Source organism: Streptomyces sp. NPDC053541, assembly GCF_044544705.1.
Classification (GTDB): domain Bacteria; phylum Actinomycetota; class Actinomycetes; order Streptomycetales; family Streptomycetaceae; genus Streptomyces.
The window spans coordinates 597,832-614,563 of record NZ_JBITXM010000003.1; the positions used below are offsets into that span (position 1 = coordinate 597,832).

The following is a 16,732-nucleotide window of genomic DNA, read 5'->3' on the forward strand; positions in this document are numbered from 1 at the left end:
GGGGCCGGGACGGCCGACGCCGTCAGCTGCCGGTGATGCTGGGCGCGCCGGTCTCGATGTGCCCCGTGTAGCGGCGCGACCAGGTGCCGTCGAGATCGGCGAGGACGGTGAAGTCGTACCAGCCGTTCGTGTAGGCCACCGCGTTGAACCAGTCCTCGCGCGCGGAGTGCGCGGGGACGGTGTACGTCCACGGGCCGTCCGAGCGGTAGGCGTCGGAGCGGATGGTGAAGGTGACGGCGGTGGCGGCGTTGTTGGTCATCCGGAACCAGATCGCCGTCTTCCCGGTGCCGGGCTCGGTCGCGAAGCGCGCCGCGACCTCGATGTCCTTGCCCGCCTTGGAGGCGTCGCCGATGAAGCGGCGCAGGAAGCGGTTGGGGCCCATCATCGAGATGTCGTACTTCCCGGAGCCCGAGCCGAGCCCGATGTTGAAGTAGTCGGTGGCCGTCGTGCCCGGGTCCACGGTGTACTGCCAGGCGGCGGTGTCCCGGTACTGGTGCGGGTGGATCGAGAAGTGCGCGGCCCGGCGCGCCTCGGCGCCTTGGTTGGACATCGAGAACCAGGCCAGGATCTTGCCGGCCGCGCCGAACTCGAAGCGGTCCAGATTGCCGTTGACCTGGTACGGGACGGCGCGCGCCGGCCGCGTCCCCGGCTCCTGCGCGGGCAGCGCGTTGTCCTGCGGCACCGGGTTGGGCAGCGGGCCGCAGGTGGACTGGCCGATCACCCTGGCGGTCGACGGCAGGCCGGTCGGCACCCCGTACACCGGGTGCGCGAAGTCGAAGACCCCGGTCAGGTCGCCGACGACCCTGCGGCGCCAGGCGCTGATGTTCGGACAGGTGGCCGGGGTGCCGAGGGCCGCCGTCCAGACCTCCAGGAAGCGCAGCACGGAGGTGTGGTCGAAGACCTCGGAGCTCACCCAGCCGCCCCGGGTCCACGGGGACATCACGATCATCGGGACCCGGTAGCCGAGGCCGATCGGCACGCCGTCGATGTACTCGCCCGGGGTGCCGGGCGGGGCGACCGGCGGCGGCACGTGGTCGAAGAAGCCGTCGTTCTCGTCGTAGTTGAGGAACAGGACGGTGGAGTCGAAGACCTCCGGGTTCGCGGCGAGGGCCTGGTAGACCAGGTTCACGAAGTGCGCGCCGTCGCCCGGCGGGGCGTACGGGTGCTCGGAGAAGGCCTCGCTGGCCACCACCCAGGACACCTGCGGCAGGGTGCCGGCGAGCACGTCGGCGCGGATCGCCGCGGCGATGTCGTCCGGCGTCGAACCGGTCACCCTCGGCACGGAGGCCATGCCCCGGTCGTACAGCGGGTCGCCCGGCCGGGCGTCGGTGAAGCGCTTGAAGTAGGCCAGGCCGTTGTCGCCGTAGTTGTCCTGGGCGTTCTGGTAGACCTTCCAGCTCATCCCGGCGCGCTGGAGGGCCTCCGCGTACGTCTCCCAGGTCAGCCCCGACTCCTCGCCGCCGTCCTTGCTGGCGGCGTCGACCTTGCCGCTCCACAGGAAGGTGCGGTTCGGGCCGGTGGCGCTGAGCGTGGAGCAGAAGTAGGCGTCGCAGATGGTGTAGTGGTCGGCGAGCGCGTAGTGGAACGGGATGTCCCCGCGGTCGAGGTACCCCAGCGTGCGGGTGTTGCCGACCCCGGCCACCCAGTTGTCCAGCCGCCCCTTGTTCCAGGCGGCGTGCTGCGATGTCCAGCTGTGCGGCAGGTCGCCGTTGCACTGCGCGAGCGTCTCGCCGTCCACGCCGCCGGCCGGGGGAGTGGCGCTCAGCTTCCACGGGTACTGCCGCCCGCCCCAGTTGGGCTGCTGGAACATGCCCCAGCCGCCCGGCAGATTGCCCGCCGCCCGGTCCCCGAAGCCGCGCACCCCGCGCAGCCGCCCGAAGTAGTGGTCGAAGCTGCGGTTCTCCTGCATGAGGATCACCACGTGCCGGACGTCCGTGATGTCGCCCGAGGCCGCCTGAGCGGCCGCCGACACCGCCTCCGAGGGCGCCGCGCCGGCCGGCGCCCCCGCCCCGGCGACCAGCCCGGCCCCGATCCCCGCCCCGATCCCCACGAACCCTCTGCGACTGATGGGAGTCATGCCCCGCCTCGCCCGCCTCTCGCCCGTCCCGTGTCCCACCGTGCCCGGGTGGCACGCGAGGCCAGGATGAGGGAGCGGGGCCCAAAGGTATAGGGCCGTGCGGTAATCGGTGGGTTAACTTCCCGGGGAGGGCGCGACGGTGGTGGGGGAGAGGGGGTAGACAGAGGAACAGAATTGGTTCGACCACGAACCAATGTGTGTGGTGGTCCCGCTGTCAGTGGGGTCGGCCATGATGGCGGCAGGGAGGGGATCATGACGCAGAATCTGACGGAGAAGTGGACCGGGCTGGGTGAAGTGACAGCGTCTTCGGGGGTGCTGGTGCTCGGCATGGGCGGCGGGATCGACGACTGGCCCCGATGCGGCCCGCCGCTCTCGGAGCGGGCCCGTGCGACGGCCGCCGACGGCGGCGGGCATCTGCGCGACGGCCTGTGCGAGGCGGTCGCGGTCCCCGCGTGCCCCGACCGGCCGCTCGCGGTCCGGGCCCGCACCGCTCCCTCCGTCTTCGACGAGGAGCCGGTCATCGAGGTCCTGGAGGTGGATCTCGGCATGCCGTGGCCCGCCGGCCGTGCGCCGGAGGGCGTACGGCTCGGGGACCTGCCCGTCGACCGGTGCGGCATGGTCGTGGGGGACGCGGTCGCCCTGGACGCGTGGACGGGCATCGGCGCACCGTCGGACAACGGGCTCGCCGACCTCACCTACTGGGGGCGGCACGCGCGGGCCGCGTCCGCGCGCTTCGGCGGCGAGCCGGTCGGTCCGCCGTACGAGGGCGGTCCGCGCGGATGGCTCGACCTGACCGTCGCGGAGGCCGAGCGGAGAGCCGAGGCACTCGCGGAATGGACCCGTGAGGAGTGCCAGGGCATCGGGCTCGTGTGGTCCGTCGAACCGCACACCGACTACTACCGGGCGCAGCGGGCCGGCTGGGACCACCCGCTGGAGGCCGGGACGATCGAGGTGGCCGGGTGCCGGGTCCTCGGCATCGGCTGGCACCCCGGGGACCACGCGATGCGGCACCGGGGGGAGCGGGAGGCCGGGCAGGTCTACCCGGTCACTCTCCATCCGGACGCCGACGGCGGTAGCGTCCTGCGCTGGACCGTCCCGCACCGGGAAGGCGACGACGAGCAGGAGGACCGGGCGTGAGTGACGACCCGTATCTGTGGCTGGAGGAGGTCGAGGGCGAGCGTGCCCTCGCCTGGGTGCGGGAGCGGAACGCCGAGACGGCGGGTGAGCTCGCCGGTGGGGAGGGGTTCGCCGGGCTCGTGGCCGAGCTGCGGGAGGTGCTCGACGCGCCCGACCGGATCCCGTACACCCGGCGGCGCGGGCCGTACCTCTACAACTTCTGGCAGAGCGCCGAGCACACCCGGGGCGTCTGGCGGCGCACCACCCTCGACGAGTACCGCACCGACGATCCCGCGTGGGACGTGCTGCTCGACCTCGACGCGCTCGCCGCCACGGAGGGCGAGGACTGGACCTGGGCCGGCGCGCAGGTGCTGCGGCCCGCGTACCGGCGGGCCCTGGTGAGCCTCGCCCGGGGCGGCGGCGACGCCGTCGTCGTGCGCGAGTACGACCTGGAGGACCGGGCCTTCGTGGCCGACGGGTTCACGCTGCCCGAGGCCAAGACCGACATCGGCTGGATCGACGAGGACCACGTCTTCGTCGGCACCGACCAGGGCCCCGGCTCCCTCACCGCCTCCGGCTACCCGCGCACCGTGCGCCGCTGGTGCCGCGGCACCCCGCTGGAGGCGGCCGAACTCGTCCACGAGGGACAGGAATCCGACCTCGCCGTCTCCGCCTGGCACGACCCCACCGAGGGCTTCGAGCGCGACTTCGTCGTCCGCTACCGCGACTTCTGGCACCACGAGACCCACCTCATCGGCGAGGACGGCGAGCTGCGCCGCCTCGACCTGCCCGAGGACGCCGACAGCTCCGTGCACCGCGAGTGGCTGCTCGTCACCCCGAAGACGCCCTGGCTGGGACAGCCCGCCGGCACCCTCCTCGCCTTCCGCTTCGACGCCTTCCTCGCCGGCCGGCGCGAGCCCGAGGTGCTCTTCACCCCCGACGACCGCACCGCGCTCGCCGGGCACTCCTGGACCCGCAACCACCTGATCGTGGAGACCCTCCAGGACGTGGCCAGCCGCCTGCACGTGCTCACCCCGCCCACCGAGCCCGGCGCCCCCGGCGGCTGGAAGCGCCAGGAGCTCGCCGACATCCCGCCGCTCTCCTCGGCCGCCCTCACCGACACCGACCCCGACACGAGCGACGAGTACTTCCTGTCGGTCACCGGACACCTCTCCCCGACCACCCTGCACCGCGGCGAGATCGGCACCCCCGGCGAGGCCATCAAGCAGGCGCCCGAGCGCTTCGACGCCACCGGCCTGGAGGCCCGGCAGTACTTCGCCGTCTCCGCCGACGGCACCCGCGTCCCGTACACCGTCGTCGGCCCCCGCGACCCGGGACCGCGCCCCACCCTCCTCAACGGGTACGGCGGCTTCGAGGTCTCCCTCACCCCCGCGTACGACACGGTGCGCGGCCGCGCCTGGCTCGCCCGCGGCGGCACCTTCGTGGTGGCCGGCATCCGCGGCGGCGGCGAGTACGGACCGCGCTGGCACCGCAGCGCCCTCAAGGCCGAACGGCCCCGCGCCTACGAGGACTTCGAGGCCGTCGCCCGCGACCTGGTCGCCCGGGGCATCACCACCCCCGGGCAGCTCGGCATCACCGGCGGCAGCAACGGCGGCCTGCTGATGGGCGCCATGCTGGTCCGCAGCCCCGAGCTGTTCGGCGCGATCGTCGCGCACGTGCCGCTGCTCGACATGCTCCGCTTCCACCTGCTGCTCGCCGGCGCCAGCTGGATCGCCGAGTACGGGGACCCCGACGACCCGGCCGACCGGCCGCACCTCGCCGCGCTCTCGCCGTACCACCACCTGGAGGCCGGCCGGCCCTACCCGCCGGTGCTGCTCACCACCTCGACCCGCGACGACCGGGTGCACCCCGGCCACGCCCGCAAGGCCGCCGCCCGGCTGCGCGAGCTGGGCCACCGGGTGCTGCTCCACGAGACCCTGGCCGGCGGCCACGCGGGCGCCACCGACCACGAACAGACCGCCTACAACAGCGCCCTGGAGCACACCTTCCTGTGGCGGACGCTGGGAGGCCGCACCGACTGACTCACACCAGGGAGCCGTCGCGGGCCACCACCCGGCCCGCCCGCACCACCAGCTCGCGGCGCGGCACGTCGACCACGGCCTGCGGCACGCACTCGCCGTCCACCAGCATGAAGTCGGCGGGCGCGCCCGGCCGCAGGTCCGCGCGGGGCAGACCCAGCAGCTCGGCGCCGCCGTGCGCGGCGAGGTCGAAGCAGGCCTCCAGCTCCTCGTCGAGCCGCGCGTCGAGCGCCCAGCCGGCCAGCCAGGCCCGGTGCAGCATGTCGGCGTTGCCGAACGGGCTCCAGTTGTCCCGGACGCCGTCCGAGCCGAGGCCGACCCGCACCCCGCGCTCGGCGAGCCGCCGGAACGGCAGGACCGTGACGGCGGACAGCGCGACCGTGGTCAGCGACACCCCGGCCTCGGCCAGCAGGTCGGCCGTCTCGTCGAGTGCGCGGCCGGACAGCTGCGCCACCGCGAAGGCGTGCGCGACGCTCACCTTGCCGTGCAGGCCGAGCGCCCTGGTCCGGGCGGCGATGTCGCGGAGCGGCACCAGGCCGGTCTCGCCGCGGTCGTGCAGATGGATGTCCAGGCCGAGACCGTGCCGCTCGGCGAGCCCGAAGACCGCGCCGAGCTGGTCGCCGCCGGCGGCCTTCGCGTCCCCGGCCGCGTCGAAACCGGCCGGGTCGATCCCGCCGACATGGGTGATCAGCCCGGCCTCGGCCGCCGCCGCGAGCAGCTCCAGCGTGCCCGGCTCCCGGACCACTCCGTGCTGCGGGAAGGCGACCAGCTCCACGTCCACGATCCCGCGCAGCCGCTCGCGGGCCCCCGCGACGCCTTCCAGACCCGCGAGGCCGAAGGCCGGCGCCACGTCGGCGTGCGCCCGCATGGCCCGGGTGCCCTGGGCCGCCGCGTGCGCCATCAGCCGGTACGCGCGCTCGCCCACCGGCGTCGGCAGCGCCCGCGACAGCTCCACGTCGCCCGCCACGAACCCGGCGATGCCCTCCGCCGCCCGCCGACTGTGCCAGGACTCGCCCCACGAGGTCTTGTCAGGGTGGATGTGCGCGTCGACCAGGGTGGGCAGCGCCATCCGGCCGCCGCCGTCGACCTCCTCCACCACGGCGCCGTCCGGGACGGCCTCGACCAGGACCCCGTCGACGGCCACGAGGTCCGTGACCGGCCCGCCGAGCGGGCGGACCCGCCGGAAGACCGTGGCGGCGCGGGGGGACAAGGCGGACTGGGAGGTCACGGACGGACTCCTCGGCTCGGAGCGGCTCGGGGCGGCACGGCACGGGCGCACGCAAAGGCGCCCACTTGGTATACCAGCTTTTGTATACCAAATGGGCGCCCGCGAGGAGCGGAGACGCTCGACTACTGCAGCGGAGCCATCGGCGCCATGGGCGCGACCTGCGCCATCGGCGCCATCTGCGCGCCGTTCGGGGCCAGGCCGGCCGGCGGCATCTGGATCACGCGGCTGAGGTCGCGCAGCACCTCCTCGGCGGTCCGCCGGACCTCACCGGGCACGTCGCCCTGCTCCCGTATGAGCTCGGCGTAGATCGGGGCGGTGGTGTCCGCGTAGTTCATTGCGCTCGCTTCCTCGACTTCTGCGACGTCTCTCCGGCGGCGAGTCTACGGGGCCCGGACCCGCCCCAAGGCCCGGGTCCACACGCCGGACGCCCGCCTGGACACCCACCGGGACGGGGCACTCGTTCCGTTTTCCGCCGGTATCGGAGGCCCCCGCGGACGCCCGCCGTCCCCGATCGGTCACGGACCGGTCGCGGTCCGCGTCCCCCGGCACCGCGCGATGTGTCCTATCCCTCGCCCCGCCGCGGCGCCCGCCGGCCGCTAATTCGCTGGTGGGGGCCGGCGCGCGCACAGAACAATGAGCCCCCTCGAACACGGGAGGGAACCCATGAGCCAGGCGTACCTGACTCTCGACGCGCTGCTGCCGCCGGACGAACTGGCGGCGGCGGTCGAAGCCGGACACGTGACCCGCAAGCCGCACCCTCGGCTGCCGCTGTCGATCTACACCTACACACGGGTCTGCCAGTACGAGGGCGTCTGGAACCGGGTCACCGTCCGCTGCCGCGGTCTCGTCGCCGACGACCGCACCGGCCGCGTCGTCGCCCTGCCCCTCCCGAAGTTCTTCAACGTCTCCGAGCACACCTCCGGCCGCCCCTACGCCCCCGCGCTGCCCGACGAGCCCTTCGAGGTGTACGACAAGGTCGACGGCAGCCTCGGCATCGTCTTCCACTACGAGGACCGCTGGCACGTCGCCTCCAAGGGCTCCTTCGCCAGCACCCAGGCCACCTGGGCCCAGCGCCGCCTGGACGCCGCCGACACCTCGGCGCTCGTCCCCGGCACCACGTACCTGACGGAGATCCTCTACCCGGAGAACCGGATCGTCGTGGACTACGGCGGCCGCCGCGACCTCGTGCTGCTCGCCGCCTTCGGCCCCGACGGCACCGAGGTCCCGCTCGCCGAGGCCGCCGGCGCCTGGCGGGGCATCGGCTCGGTCGTCACCGCGCACCCGCCGATGGCGCTCGACGCCCTGCTCAAGCTGACCGGCTCCAGCACGCTGCCCGACGGCAGCCCCGCCACCGGCACCGACGCCGAGGGCTTCGTGCTGCGCTTCGCCTCCGGCGTCCGCGCCAAGGCGAAGATCGCCGAGTACGTGCGGCTGCACAAGGTCCTCACCGGCGTCACCGAGCGCGACATCTGGCGCGGCCACGGCATCCAGCGCTTCGCCGGCACCTCCGCCAAGGTCCTCGCCCAGGGCCTCGGCCTGTCCCCGTCCGAGCTCGGCGGCATCCGCGCCGACGGCGGCCGCCCGCTCGACGCGCTCCTGGAGCAGGTGCCCGACGAGTTCGACGCCTGGGTGCGCTCCGTCATCGCCCGCCTGGAGGAGGAGTTCACCGCCCGCGAGCGGGCCGTCGACGAGGCGTACGCTTCGCTCGCGCACCTCGCCGACGACCGCGCCGCCTTCGCCCGCGCGGTCCGCGAACTGCCCGACGGACGGCTGCGCTCCGCGATGTTCCTGCGCCTCGACGGGCGCCGCACCGACCTGATGACCTGGCGCGCGCTGCGCCCCGAGAACGCCGACCCCTTCGCCACCGACGAGGAGAACTGACCGTGCCCGTGGTCCACGTGATGACCGGACTGCCGGCCTCCGGCAAGACGACCGCCGCCCGCGCCCTGCAGGAGCGGTCCGAGGGCCGGATGCGCCGGGTCAACCTCGACGACCTGCGCGGGATGCTCGACCTGCCCGGCGGCACCACCGGCGGCGACCGCCGCTCGCGCGCCCACGAGCAGACCGTGCTCGGCATCCAGGACGCCGCGATCCGCGCCGCCGTCGACGACGGCTTCGACGTCGTCGTCGACAACACCCACCTCACCCCGCACATCCCGCGCCGCCTCAAGGCCGCCCTCACCGGCCGCGACGCCACCTTCGTCGTGCACGACTTCACCGACGTGCCCGTCGAGGAGTGCGTGCGCCGCGACGCCGCCCGCGAGCGGCCGGTCGGCGAGGAGATCATCCGGATCCTGGCCGACAAGCACGCCAAGGCCCGCCGCGGCGGCTGGCGGCTCACCGACGCCTGGCTCAACGAGCGCCCCGGCGTCACCCCCTACGTCCCCGACCCCGCGCTGCCCAGCGCCGTCCTCTGCGACATCGACGGCACCCTCGCGCTGCGCGGCGACCGCGGCCCGTACGACTTCACCCGCTGCGACCTCGACCTGCTCAACCCGCCGGTGCGCGACGCGCTGCGCGCCTTCCGGGCCGCGCACCGGGACCGGATCGTGCTGCTCTCCGGCCGCAGCGAGGACCACCGGGAGATCACCGAGGCCTGGCTCGCCCGGCACGAGGTGCCCTACGACGAGCTGTGGATGCGCCCCTCCGCCGACGGCCGCTCCGACGACCTGGTGAAGGCCGAGCTCTTCGACACCCACGTCCGGCCGCGCTACGCGGTCCGGGTGTCCCTCGACGACCGCGACCGGGTCGTCGCCGTCTGGCGCCGCATGGGCCTGCCGACCTGGCAGGTCAACTACGGCAACTTCTGAGCCCCGGTCACGCCCCCGCCCTGGGGCCGGACCCGTCCCGGCCCCGGTGCGTGGACAGATCCCGGGCCGTGGACCGGCCCCGGGTTCTGGACCGCCCCCGGCTTGTGGACCGGCCTCCGTCGCCCGGCGGAGGCCGTCTGCGACCGGGGCCGGATGCCGGGGCGCCGGACGTCGTCCTAGGGTAGGTCGGTGGTCCCACCACGCACGGCTCGCGACCGCCCGACCGAGGAGATGTATCCGCGCATGATCCGCCGCACCGACGAGGTCGAAGACCTCATGCACCGCTTCCCGCACGTCCCGAAGGAGGCGGTGATCAAGGAGGACCTGCTGCGCGGCGGCATCGCGTTCGACGACTCGGCCCTCACCGACTCCGGCGACGAGGCGTCCGGCGAGGTCAAGCCGAAGTCGTACTTCATCTTCTCCTTCGACCACCGCACCCTGCCCGAGCTCGGCCAGGCCGCCCTGCGCCGCCCGCCGGAGGAGATCGTCCTCACGGGCGGCCCGTACGAGCTGCGCCGCACGGTCGTGTCGGTGCGGGTCAACCCCGCCTCCCCGTACCGCGTCGCGGCCGGCGACGACGGGCTGCTCGGCCTCTATCTCGACGGGCGCCGGATCGCCGACGTCGGCCTGCCGCCGATGCCGGAGTACTACCGGCACACCCTGCCCAACGGGAAGTCGGTGATGGAGGTCGCCCCGACCATCCAGTGGGGCTACCTCATCTATCTGACGGTCTTCCGGGTCTGCCAGTACTTCGGCGCCAAGGAGGAGTGCCAGTACTGCGACATCAACCACAACTGGCGCCAGCACAAGGCGGCCGGCCGCCCCTACACGGGCGTCAAGGACGTGGAGGAGGTGCTGGAGGCCCTCGCCATCATCGACAAGTACGACACGGCCGGCGCCTCGACCGCCTACACCCTCACCGGCGGCGCCGTCACCTCGCACATCGGCGGCAAGGACGAGGCCGACTTCTACGGGCAGTACGCGCAGGCCATCGAGGAGCGCTTCCCCGGCCGCTGGATCGGCAAGGTCGTCGCCCAGGCGCTGCCCAAGGCCGACGTGCAGCGCTTCAAGGACTACGGCATCCAGATCTACCACCCCAACTACGAGGTGTGGGACAAGCGCCTGTTCGAGCTCTACTGCCCGGGCAAGGAGCGCTACGTGGGGCGCGACGAGTGGCACCGCCGGATCCTCGACTCGGCCGAGGTCTTCGGTCCGCGCAACGTCATCCCCAACTTCGTGGCCGGCGTGGAGATGGCCGAGCCGTTCGGCTTCACCACGGTCGACGAGGCCATCGCCTCCACCACGGAGGGCCTGGAGTACTTCATGTCGCGCGGCATCACGCCCCGCTTCACCACCTGGTGCCCCGAGCCCACCACCCCGCTCGGCAAGGCCAACCCGGCCGGCGCGCCGCTGGAGTACCACATCCGCCTCCTGGAGGCCTACCGCGCCACCATGGAGTCCCACGGCCTGAGCTCGCCCCCCGGCTACGGCCCGGCCGGTCCCGGCCGCGCGGTCTTCTCGGTCAGCTCCTTCATGGACAGCCTGCCCGCCGGGGACTGACCCCCCGACAGGGCCGGTGAGACACCCCCTAGCATGACGGCCCATGGGAACGAGCGAGGACGGCAGACCGCTGGTCGACGGGCGGTTCCGGCTGATCGGCCGGCTGGGCAGCGGCGGCATGGGCACGGTGTGGCGGGCGCGGGACGTCGCCCTCGACCGGGACGTGGCACTGAAGGAGGTCCGGCCGCCGGACCCGGCGGTCGAGGCGGCCAACCCCGGCTTCGCCGCCCAACTGCGGGAGCGGGCGCTCCGGGAGGCCCGCGCCCTCGCCCGGCTGTCCCACCCGCACGTCGTGACGGTCCACCACATCGTCGAGCCGGGCGACGGCGCCCACCCGTGGATCGTCATGGAGCTGGTGCCGGGCCGCTCGCTCCACGACCGGCTCGCCGAGGGCCCGATGGCACCGGCCGAGGCGATCGCCCTGGGCCGCCAGGTGCTGTCCGCGCTGCGCGCCGCGCACGCGGCCGGCATCCAGCACCGCGATGTGAAACCCGCCAACGTGCTGCTCCGTGAGGACGGCGGCGCCGTCCTCACGGACTTCGGCATCGCCGCCTTCAGCGAGGCCACCTCGCGGCTCACCTCCACCGGGGACGTCATCGGCTCGGCCGAGTTCATCGCGCCGGAGCGGCTGCGCGGCGAGGAGGGCAACCCGGCCTCCGACCTGTGGTCGCTCGGGATGCTCCTGTACGTGGCGGCCGAGGGCCACCACCCGCTGCGCCGCGCCACCAGCCTGGCCACCGTGGTCGCCGTGCTCGACGACCCGATCCCCGCGCCGGTACGGTCCGGGCCGCTGGGTCCGGTGCTCGCCCGGGTCCTGGTGCGCGACCCGGCGGCCCGGCCGGACGGCGCGCTCCTGGACCGCCTGCTCGCCGAGGCCGAGGCCGGCGCGGCTCCGGCGCCCACCCCCGTACCCCCGCACGCTCCCGCTCCCGCAGCCGCTCCCGTAGCCCTTCCCACTCACGAGCCCGCCGCGACCCCGGCACCCGCGGGCTTCGGCCCGCCGTACGCGCACCCGGCCCACGGCACCCCGGCCGTGCCGCCCGCTCCGGCTCCCGCGCCCTCGCCGTGGGGCGCGCCGACCGCTCCGGCCGGCCCGCCCCGTACCCGTGGCCCGGTTTCGGCCGGCCGACGGGCCGCACTCGTCGCCGGTTCCGCGCTCCTCACGGCCGCCCTGGGCGTGGCCGCGATCAAGCTGCTCCCGGGCCCCGGCGACGGTCAGGAGGGAAGCGAGGGCGCGAAGGGCGGCCCGAGCGCGTCGACGGCGCCGCGCACCCCCGGCGGCACGTCCGGGACGCCCACGACCGGCACTCCGGCCGGCTCCACCGCCCCGGCCGTGCAGGGGAGCCTGCTCACCCCGGCCAACGTCCGCGCGGTCGTCGAGGCCTTCCGGGCGGCGACCGGCACCACGAGCATGAAGGAGCTCAACGTCTACGAGGAGCACGCCTCGGCGGAGATCCCGACCCGGCCGGGGGCGAAGACCTACGACCGCTACAGCTACCGGGACGGGGTCGTCACGAAGGAGGGTCCCGGCGGCACCATCGACTCCCCGGACGAGCAGCCCTTCGACATGGCCGGCCTCGCCTGGGACGCGCTGCCCGCGCTGATGAGCCGGGGCGAGCGCGACCTGAAGGTCGAGAACCCGTCGATGCGGTACGTGATCGCGGACCGCTGGTTCGGCAACGACGACCGGCCCTCGATGCGCTTCTACCTGATCAACGAGTACCACGCGACGGGCTATCTGCTGGCCGACCAGAAGGGGAAGGTCGTGAAGGCGTTCCCGGCCTCCTGAGCCCGGCCTCCTGAGCCCGGCCTCCTGAGCCCGGCCTCCTGAGCCCGGCCTCCTGAGCCCGGCCTCCTGAGGCGGCGCGTCAGGGGCGGGCGGGGGTCTCCCGTACGGGGTGCTTGCTGAGGATCGAGACCCGGTTGAAGGCGTTGATGGTGATGGCGACCCAGATCACCGCGGACAGCTCGTCCTCGCCGAGCACCGCGCGGGCCTCGTCGTACGCGCGCTCCTGGGCGTCGGCGTCCGCCGGGTGGGTGGTCGCCTCCGCCAGGGCGAGCGCGGCCCGCTCGCGCGGGGTGAACAGCTCGGTGTCGCGCCAGGCGGCGAGCACCCCGAGCCGGCGGCCGGTCTCCCCGGCCCGCAGCGCGGCACGGGTGTGCACGTCCAGGCAGTAGGCGCAGCCGTTGAGCTGGGAGACGCGCAGGTTGACCAGCTCCACCAGGACGCGGTCGAGCCCGGCCTCGGCGGCGGTCGCGCGGACCGCCTCGGCCGTCCGTACCAGGGCCTGGTAGGCGGCGGGGCTCTGCTTGTCCACGTACACCCGCTGCTCGCTCACCGTGTGCTCCTTCGTCGTCGTGCCGGGTTGTCCTCGGGGCCATTATCGTCCATGATTGTTGAAAGAAAAACAATCTTGCTCTGAAAGGGATTCGCGACATGGGTGCCAACGAGGTCGAGGTCCTCACCGCCCGGGACGTGCCGCTGGGCGGACCGCGCGCCATGACGGTACGGCGCACCCTGCCGCAGCGCGCCCGCACCCTCATCGGCGCCTGGTGCTTCGCCGACCACTACGGCCCCGACCGGGTCGCCGACTCCGGCGGCATGGACGTCGCGCCGCACCCGCACACCGGGCTGCAGACCGTGAGCTGGCTCTTCAGCGGCGAGATCGAGCACCGCGACAGCCTCGGCACCCACGCCTTCGTCCGCCCCGGCGAGATCAACCTGATGACCGGCGGCCACGGCATCAGCCACTCCGAGGTCTCCACCCCCGGGACCACCGTCCTGCACGGAGTCCAGCTCTGGCTGGCCCTTCCCGAGGCCCACCGCCACGCCCCGCGCGACTTCCAGCACCACGCCCCGCGGCCCGTCCGCGTCGACGGCGCCGAACTCCGCGTCTTCCTCGGCACCCTCGCCGGCGACACCTCCCCGGTGCGCACCTTCACCCCGCTGCTCGGTGCCGAACTCCTCCTCGACCCCGGCGCCACCGTCACCCTCGACGTCGACCCCGCCTTCGAGCACGGCCTCCTCGTCGACGCGGGCGACATCCGCCTCGGCGACACCCTCCTGCACCCCGCCGAACTCGGCTACACCGCCCCAGGCCGCACCGCGCTCACCCTCGCCAACACCTCCCCGCACCGCGCCCGCGCCGTGCTGCTCGGCGGTACGCCCTTCGGCGAGGAGATCGTGATGTGGTGGAACTTCATCGCCCGCACGGACGCCGAGATCCGGCAGGCACGGGAGGACTGGATGACCGGCGACCGCTTCGGCGAGGTCCACGGCTATCCCGGCGACCGTCTGCCGGCCCCCGAACTCCCGAACACCCCGATGAAGGCCCGCAGGAACCCCGACCCCGCCCTCACCACGGAAAGGCCCGCCATGACCCAGCCCGCCGGCACCCCCGTCGTCCGCCTCAACGAACCCCGGCACCGCTACGAGATCCTCGTCGACGAGCAGCGCGCCGGACTCACCGCCTTCCGGGACCGTGACCGGCAGCGCGTCTTCTTCCACACCGAGGTCGACGACGCCTACGCGGGCCAGGGTCTCGCGTCGATCCTCGTCGAGCAGGCGCTGAACGACGTCCGCGCCGCCGGGAAGCGGATCGTGCCCGTCTGCCCCTACGTCGCCAAGTTCCTCAAGAAGCACGACGAGTACGCCGACATCACCGACCCGGTCACCCCCGAGATCCTCCAGTGGCTGGACGCCCAACTCGCCCAGCGCTGACCGGACTCGGCCCGGACCGCCCGCCTTGCGGAAAAATCCTGCAAGATCTTGCGTGGCGGTCCGGGCCGCTGTTTGACTGCCCGGCATGAGCAGCGACGCCACCACGACCACCGGCACCGACCCCCGCGCGGCGGCCGCCGCCGACCCCGACCGGGACATCGACGTCCTCGTCCTCGGCGGGGCCGGGGTCGACACCATCGTCCACGTGCCCGAGCTGCCGCTCCCGCTCGCCGACAGCCACATGATCGGCACCGGGATCGTCACCCGCGCCGGCCAGACCGGCGACTTCGTCGCCCTCGGCCTGCACCGCCTCGGCCTGCGCACCCACCACCTCGACCACCTCGGCGCCGACCCGGAGGGCGAGCTCGTCCGCGCCTTCCACCGCGACCACGGCATCGGCCTCACCGCCGTGCCGCAGCCCGCCGGCACCAAACGGGCCGTCAACCTGGTCGGACCCGACGGACGCCGGCTGTCCCTCTACGACGCCACCCGCGGCCGGGACGAGGACCGCCTCCCGCCCGCGACCGTACGCGCCCTCGCCGCCCGCAGCCGGCACGTCCACGTCTCGATCACCCAGCCCTGCGCCCACGCCCTGCCCGACCTCCGCGCCGAGGGCGTCACCCTCTCCACCGACCTGCACGACTGGGACGGCCGCGCCGCCTACCACGAGCCCTTCGCCCTCGCCGCCGACCTCGTCTTCCTCTCCGCCACCGCGCTCGACGACCCCGAGCGCACCCTGCGCGAGATCCTCAGCCGCGGCCGGGCCCAGCTCGCCGTCGCCACCGACGGGGCCGCCGGCGCCCACCTCCTCACCGGCGCCGACGAACCGCTCGTCCACGTGCCCGCCGTCACCCCGGCCGCCCCCGTCGTCGACAGCAACGGCGCCGGCGACGCCTTCGCCGCCGGCTTCCTGCACGCCTGGCTGGCCGGCGCCCCGGCCCGTACCTGCGCCCTGCACGGCAGCATCGCGGGCGCCCACGCCTGCACCGTGCCCGCCACCCGCGCCGAGGCGATCGGCCGCGACGCCCTGCTCGCCGAGGCCGCCCGGCTCGGCGCCGCCGCCGGCGGTGGTCCGGGGCACCACGCGCGGCATGTCAGGATCGAGGGATGACAGACAAGATCATCGCGGCGTGCGACGGCGCGTCCAAGGGCAACCCGGGACCGGCCGCCTGGGCCTGGGTCATCGGGACCGAGGACGGCGAGATCGCCCACTGGGAGGCCGGACCGCTCGGCACGGCCACCAACAACGTGGCCGAACTGACCGCCCTGCTCCGCCTGTTGGAGCGGATCGACCCCGCCGTGCCGGCCGAGGTGCGGATGGACTCGCAGTACGCGATGAAGGCCGTCACCACCTGGCTGCCCGGCTGGCGCCGCAAGGGCTGGAAGACCTCCGCCGGCACCCCCGTCGCCAACAAGGACCTCGTCGTGCGCATCGACGAACTGCTCACCGACCGGCGCGTGGAGTTCGTCTACACCCCCGCCCACCAGGTCGACGGCGACCCCCTGAACGACGCCGCCGACCGGGCCGCCAGCCACACCGCCCGCAGCCAGCTGCCGGCCGGCTCGGCGGCCGGCTCCGAGCTGCCCCCGCCGGAGCCGGCCTCGGCCCGCCCGGCCGCCGCGAAGCGCCCCCGCAAGGCCACCGGCGCCTCCGGCTCCACGCGCGCCGGTACGCGCTCCGGTACGCGTTCCGGATCCTCCGCCCCGAGCCTCAAGGCGCGCTTCCCCGGGCGCTGCCGCTGCGGGCATACGTACGCCAAGGGCGACACCATCACCAAGAACGCCGAAGGCTGGGGCCACCCCGCCTGCGCGGAAGCCGTCTCCTAGGCTCTGACCTGCGCCTTCAGGGCCCCGGCAGCCGCTCGACCAGGCGGCGTCCGGGGCCCTTGGCCATGCCCGCGCGGGGCTCGCGCCGGGCGGGCGCGAGCCCCCGGAAACCTTGCGCTGGGCCGAATGAGGGATGGGGTAAACCGGACATTCACTCAGCCGTGCGCGCGGGTTCGTGTGGGGTTCTGTTCTCAGGGGCCGCGGGGCTGCATACTGTTCCTCCCGCCACCGATGGCGAACCGTTTCACTTGCCCTTTTCCCCTGGGCAGGGCGGTCGGCACCGGGCCGGGAACCCCTCCCTTTCATCGCCGCCGCGATCCGGCGTGCGATGACCCCTGCCCGTGAAAGACCCGA

The 16,732-nt window shown here is 74.1% G+C and carries 13 protein-coding genes; 9 read left to right on the plus strand and 4 right to left on the minus strand.

Going from position 1 to position 16,732, the window contains the following annotated elements; genetic code table 11:
* Positions 1-22: 22 nt before the first annotated feature.
* Positions 23-2,077, minus strand: a complete 2,055-nt coding sequence (locus ACIGW2_RS09930; RefSeq protein ID WP_391651851.1) for a phosphocholine-specific phospholipase C — start codon at positions 2,075-2,077, stop codon at positions 23-25.
* Between the two features lie 252 nt (positions 2,078-2,329).
* Here ACIGW2_RS09930 and ACIGW2_RS09935 point away from each other — a divergent pair, with 252 nt between their 5' ends.
* Positions 2,330-3,214: a hypothetical protein gene (locus ACIGW2_RS09935; protein ID WP_391651850.1), complete on the plus strand. Its 885-nt coding sequence runs from the start codon at positions 2,330-2,332 to the stop codon at positions 3,212-3,214.
* Positions 3,211-5,235, plus strand: a complete 2,025-nt coding sequence (locus ACIGW2_RS09940; protein ID WP_399842526.1) for a prolyl oligopeptidase family protein — start codon at positions 3,211-3,213, stop codon at positions 5,233-5,235. The genes ACIGW2_RS09935 and ACIGW2_RS09940 overlap by 4 nt, the downstream gene beginning before the upstream one ends.
* Position 5,236: 1 nt before the next feature.
* On the opposite strand, the gene ACIGW2_RS09945 is transcribed toward ACIGW2_RS09940, so the two are convergent.
* Entirely contained in the window at positions 5,237-6,460 is a 1,224-nt protein-coding gene (locus ACIGW2_RS09945; RefSeq protein ID WP_399842529.1) for an amidohydrolase, read from the minus strand.
* 122 nt (positions 6,461-6,582) lie between these two features.
* Entirely contained in the window at positions 6,583-6,795 is a 213-nt protein-coding gene (locus ACIGW2_RS09950; RefSeq protein WP_356065916.1) for a hypothetical protein, read from the minus strand.
* 328 nt (positions 6,796-7,123) lie between these two features.
* Between ACIGW2_RS09950 and ACIGW2_RS09955 the strand changes: the two genes are divergently transcribed.
* The 4 genes from ACIGW2_RS09955 (at position 7,124) to ACIGW2_RS09970 (ending at position 12,619) form a co-directional block, all read left to right on the plus strand.
* Positions 7,124-8,341: an RNA ligase gene (locus ACIGW2_RS09955; protein ID WP_399842532.1), complete on the plus strand. Its 1,218-nt coding sequence runs from the start codon at positions 7,124-7,126 to the stop codon at positions 8,339-8,341.
* A gap of 2 nt (positions 8,342-8,343) precedes the next feature.
* Positions 8,344-9,270 (plus strand): AAA family ATPase, encoded by a 927-nt coding sequence (locus ACIGW2_RS09960; RefSeq protein ID WP_361584096.1) that lies wholly within the window; start codon positions 8,344-8,346, stop codon positions 9,268-9,270.
* Between the two features lie 243 nt (positions 9,271-9,513).
* Positions 9,514-10,830, plus strand: a complete 1,317-nt coding sequence (locus tag ACIGW2_RS09965) for a radical SAM protein (RefSeq protein ID WP_356065895.1) — start codon at positions 9,514-9,516, stop codon at positions 10,828-10,830.
* 43 nt (positions 10,831-10,873) lie between these two features.
* Positions 10,874-12,619 (plus strand): serine/threonine-protein kinase, encoded by a 1,746-nt coding sequence (locus ACIGW2_RS09970; protein WP_399842535.1) that lies wholly within the window; start codon positions 10,874-10,876, stop codon positions 12,617-12,619.
* A 79-nt stretch (positions 12,620-12,698) separates the two neighbouring features.
* Here ACIGW2_RS09970 and ACIGW2_RS09975 read toward each other — a convergent pair whose 3' ends face one another.
* The gene (locus tag ACIGW2_RS09975; RefSeq protein WP_391651844.1) at positions 12,699-13,169 is read right to left on the minus strand and encodes a carboxymuconolactone decarboxylase family protein; all 471 of its coding nucleotides are present in this window, start codon (positions 13,167-13,169) and stop codon (positions 12,699-12,701) included.
* Between the two features lie 98 nt (positions 13,170-13,267).
* Here ACIGW2_RS09975 and ACIGW2_RS09980 point away from each other — a divergent pair, with 98 nt between their 5' ends.
* The 3 genes from ACIGW2_RS09980 to ACIGW2_RS09990 all read left to right on the plus strand — a co-directional run bounded on the left by ACIGW2_RS09980 (position 13,268) and on the right by ACIGW2_RS09990 (position 16,378).
* Complete coding sequence (locus ACIGW2_RS09980; protein WP_391651843.1) at positions 13,268-14,551, plus strand: bifunctional pirin family protein/GNAT family N-acetyltransferase; 1,284 nt, start codon at positions 13,268-13,270, stop codon at positions 14,549-14,551.
* Between the two features lie 85 nt (positions 14,552-14,636).
* Complete coding sequence (locus tag ACIGW2_RS09985) at positions 14,637-15,662, plus strand: PfkB family carbohydrate kinase (protein WP_399842540.1); 1,026 nt, start codon at positions 14,637-14,639, stop codon at positions 15,660-15,662.
* Complete coding sequence (locus ACIGW2_RS09990) at positions 15,659-16,378, plus strand: ribonuclease H (protein WP_399842542.1); 720 nt, start codon at positions 15,659-15,661, stop codon at positions 16,376-16,378. Before ACIGW2_RS09985 ends, ACIGW2_RS09990 begins: the two co-directional genes overlap by 4 nt.
* Positions 16,379-16,732 lie beyond the last annotated feature (354 nt).

Bases quoted from the DNA above. Each gene is read 5' to 3' on its own strand.
- ACIGW2_RS09990 (WP_399842542.1), top strand. From the start codon at position 15,659: ATGACAGACAAGATCATCGCGGCGTGCGACGGCGCGTCCAAGGGCAAC.
- ACIGW2_RS09935 (WP_391651850.1), top strand. From the start codon at position 2,330: ATGACGCAGAATCTGACGGAGAAGTGGACCGGGCTGGGTGAAGTGACA.
- ACIGW2_RS09965 (WP_356065895.1), top strand. From the start codon at position 9,514: ATGATCCGCCGCACCGACGAGGTCGAAGACCTCATGCACCGCTTCCCG.
- ACIGW2_RS09955 (WP_399842532.1), top strand. From the start codon at position 7,124: ATGAGCCAGGCGTACCTGACTCTCGACGCGCTGCTGCCGCCGGACGAA.
- ACIGW2_RS09950 (WP_356065916.1), bottom strand. From the start codon at position 6,795: ATGAACTACGCGGACACCACCGCCCCGATCTACGCCGAGCTCATACGG.
- ACIGW2_RS09980 (WP_391651843.1), top strand. From the start codon at position 13,268: ATGGGTGCCAACGAGGTCGAGGTCCTCACCGCCCGGGACGTGCCGCTG.
- ACIGW2_RS09970 (WP_399842535.1), top strand. From the start codon at position 10,874: ATGGGAACGAGCGAGGACGGCAGACCGCTGGTCGACGGGCGGTTCCGG.
- ACIGW2_RS09985 (WP_399842540.1), top strand. From the start codon at position 14,637: ATGAGCAGCGACGCCACCACGACCACCGGCACCGACCCCCGCGCGGCG.
- ACIGW2_RS09930 (WP_391651851.1), bottom strand. From the start codon at position 2,077: ATGACTCCCATCAGTCGCAGAGGGTTCGTGGGGATCGGGGCGGGGATC.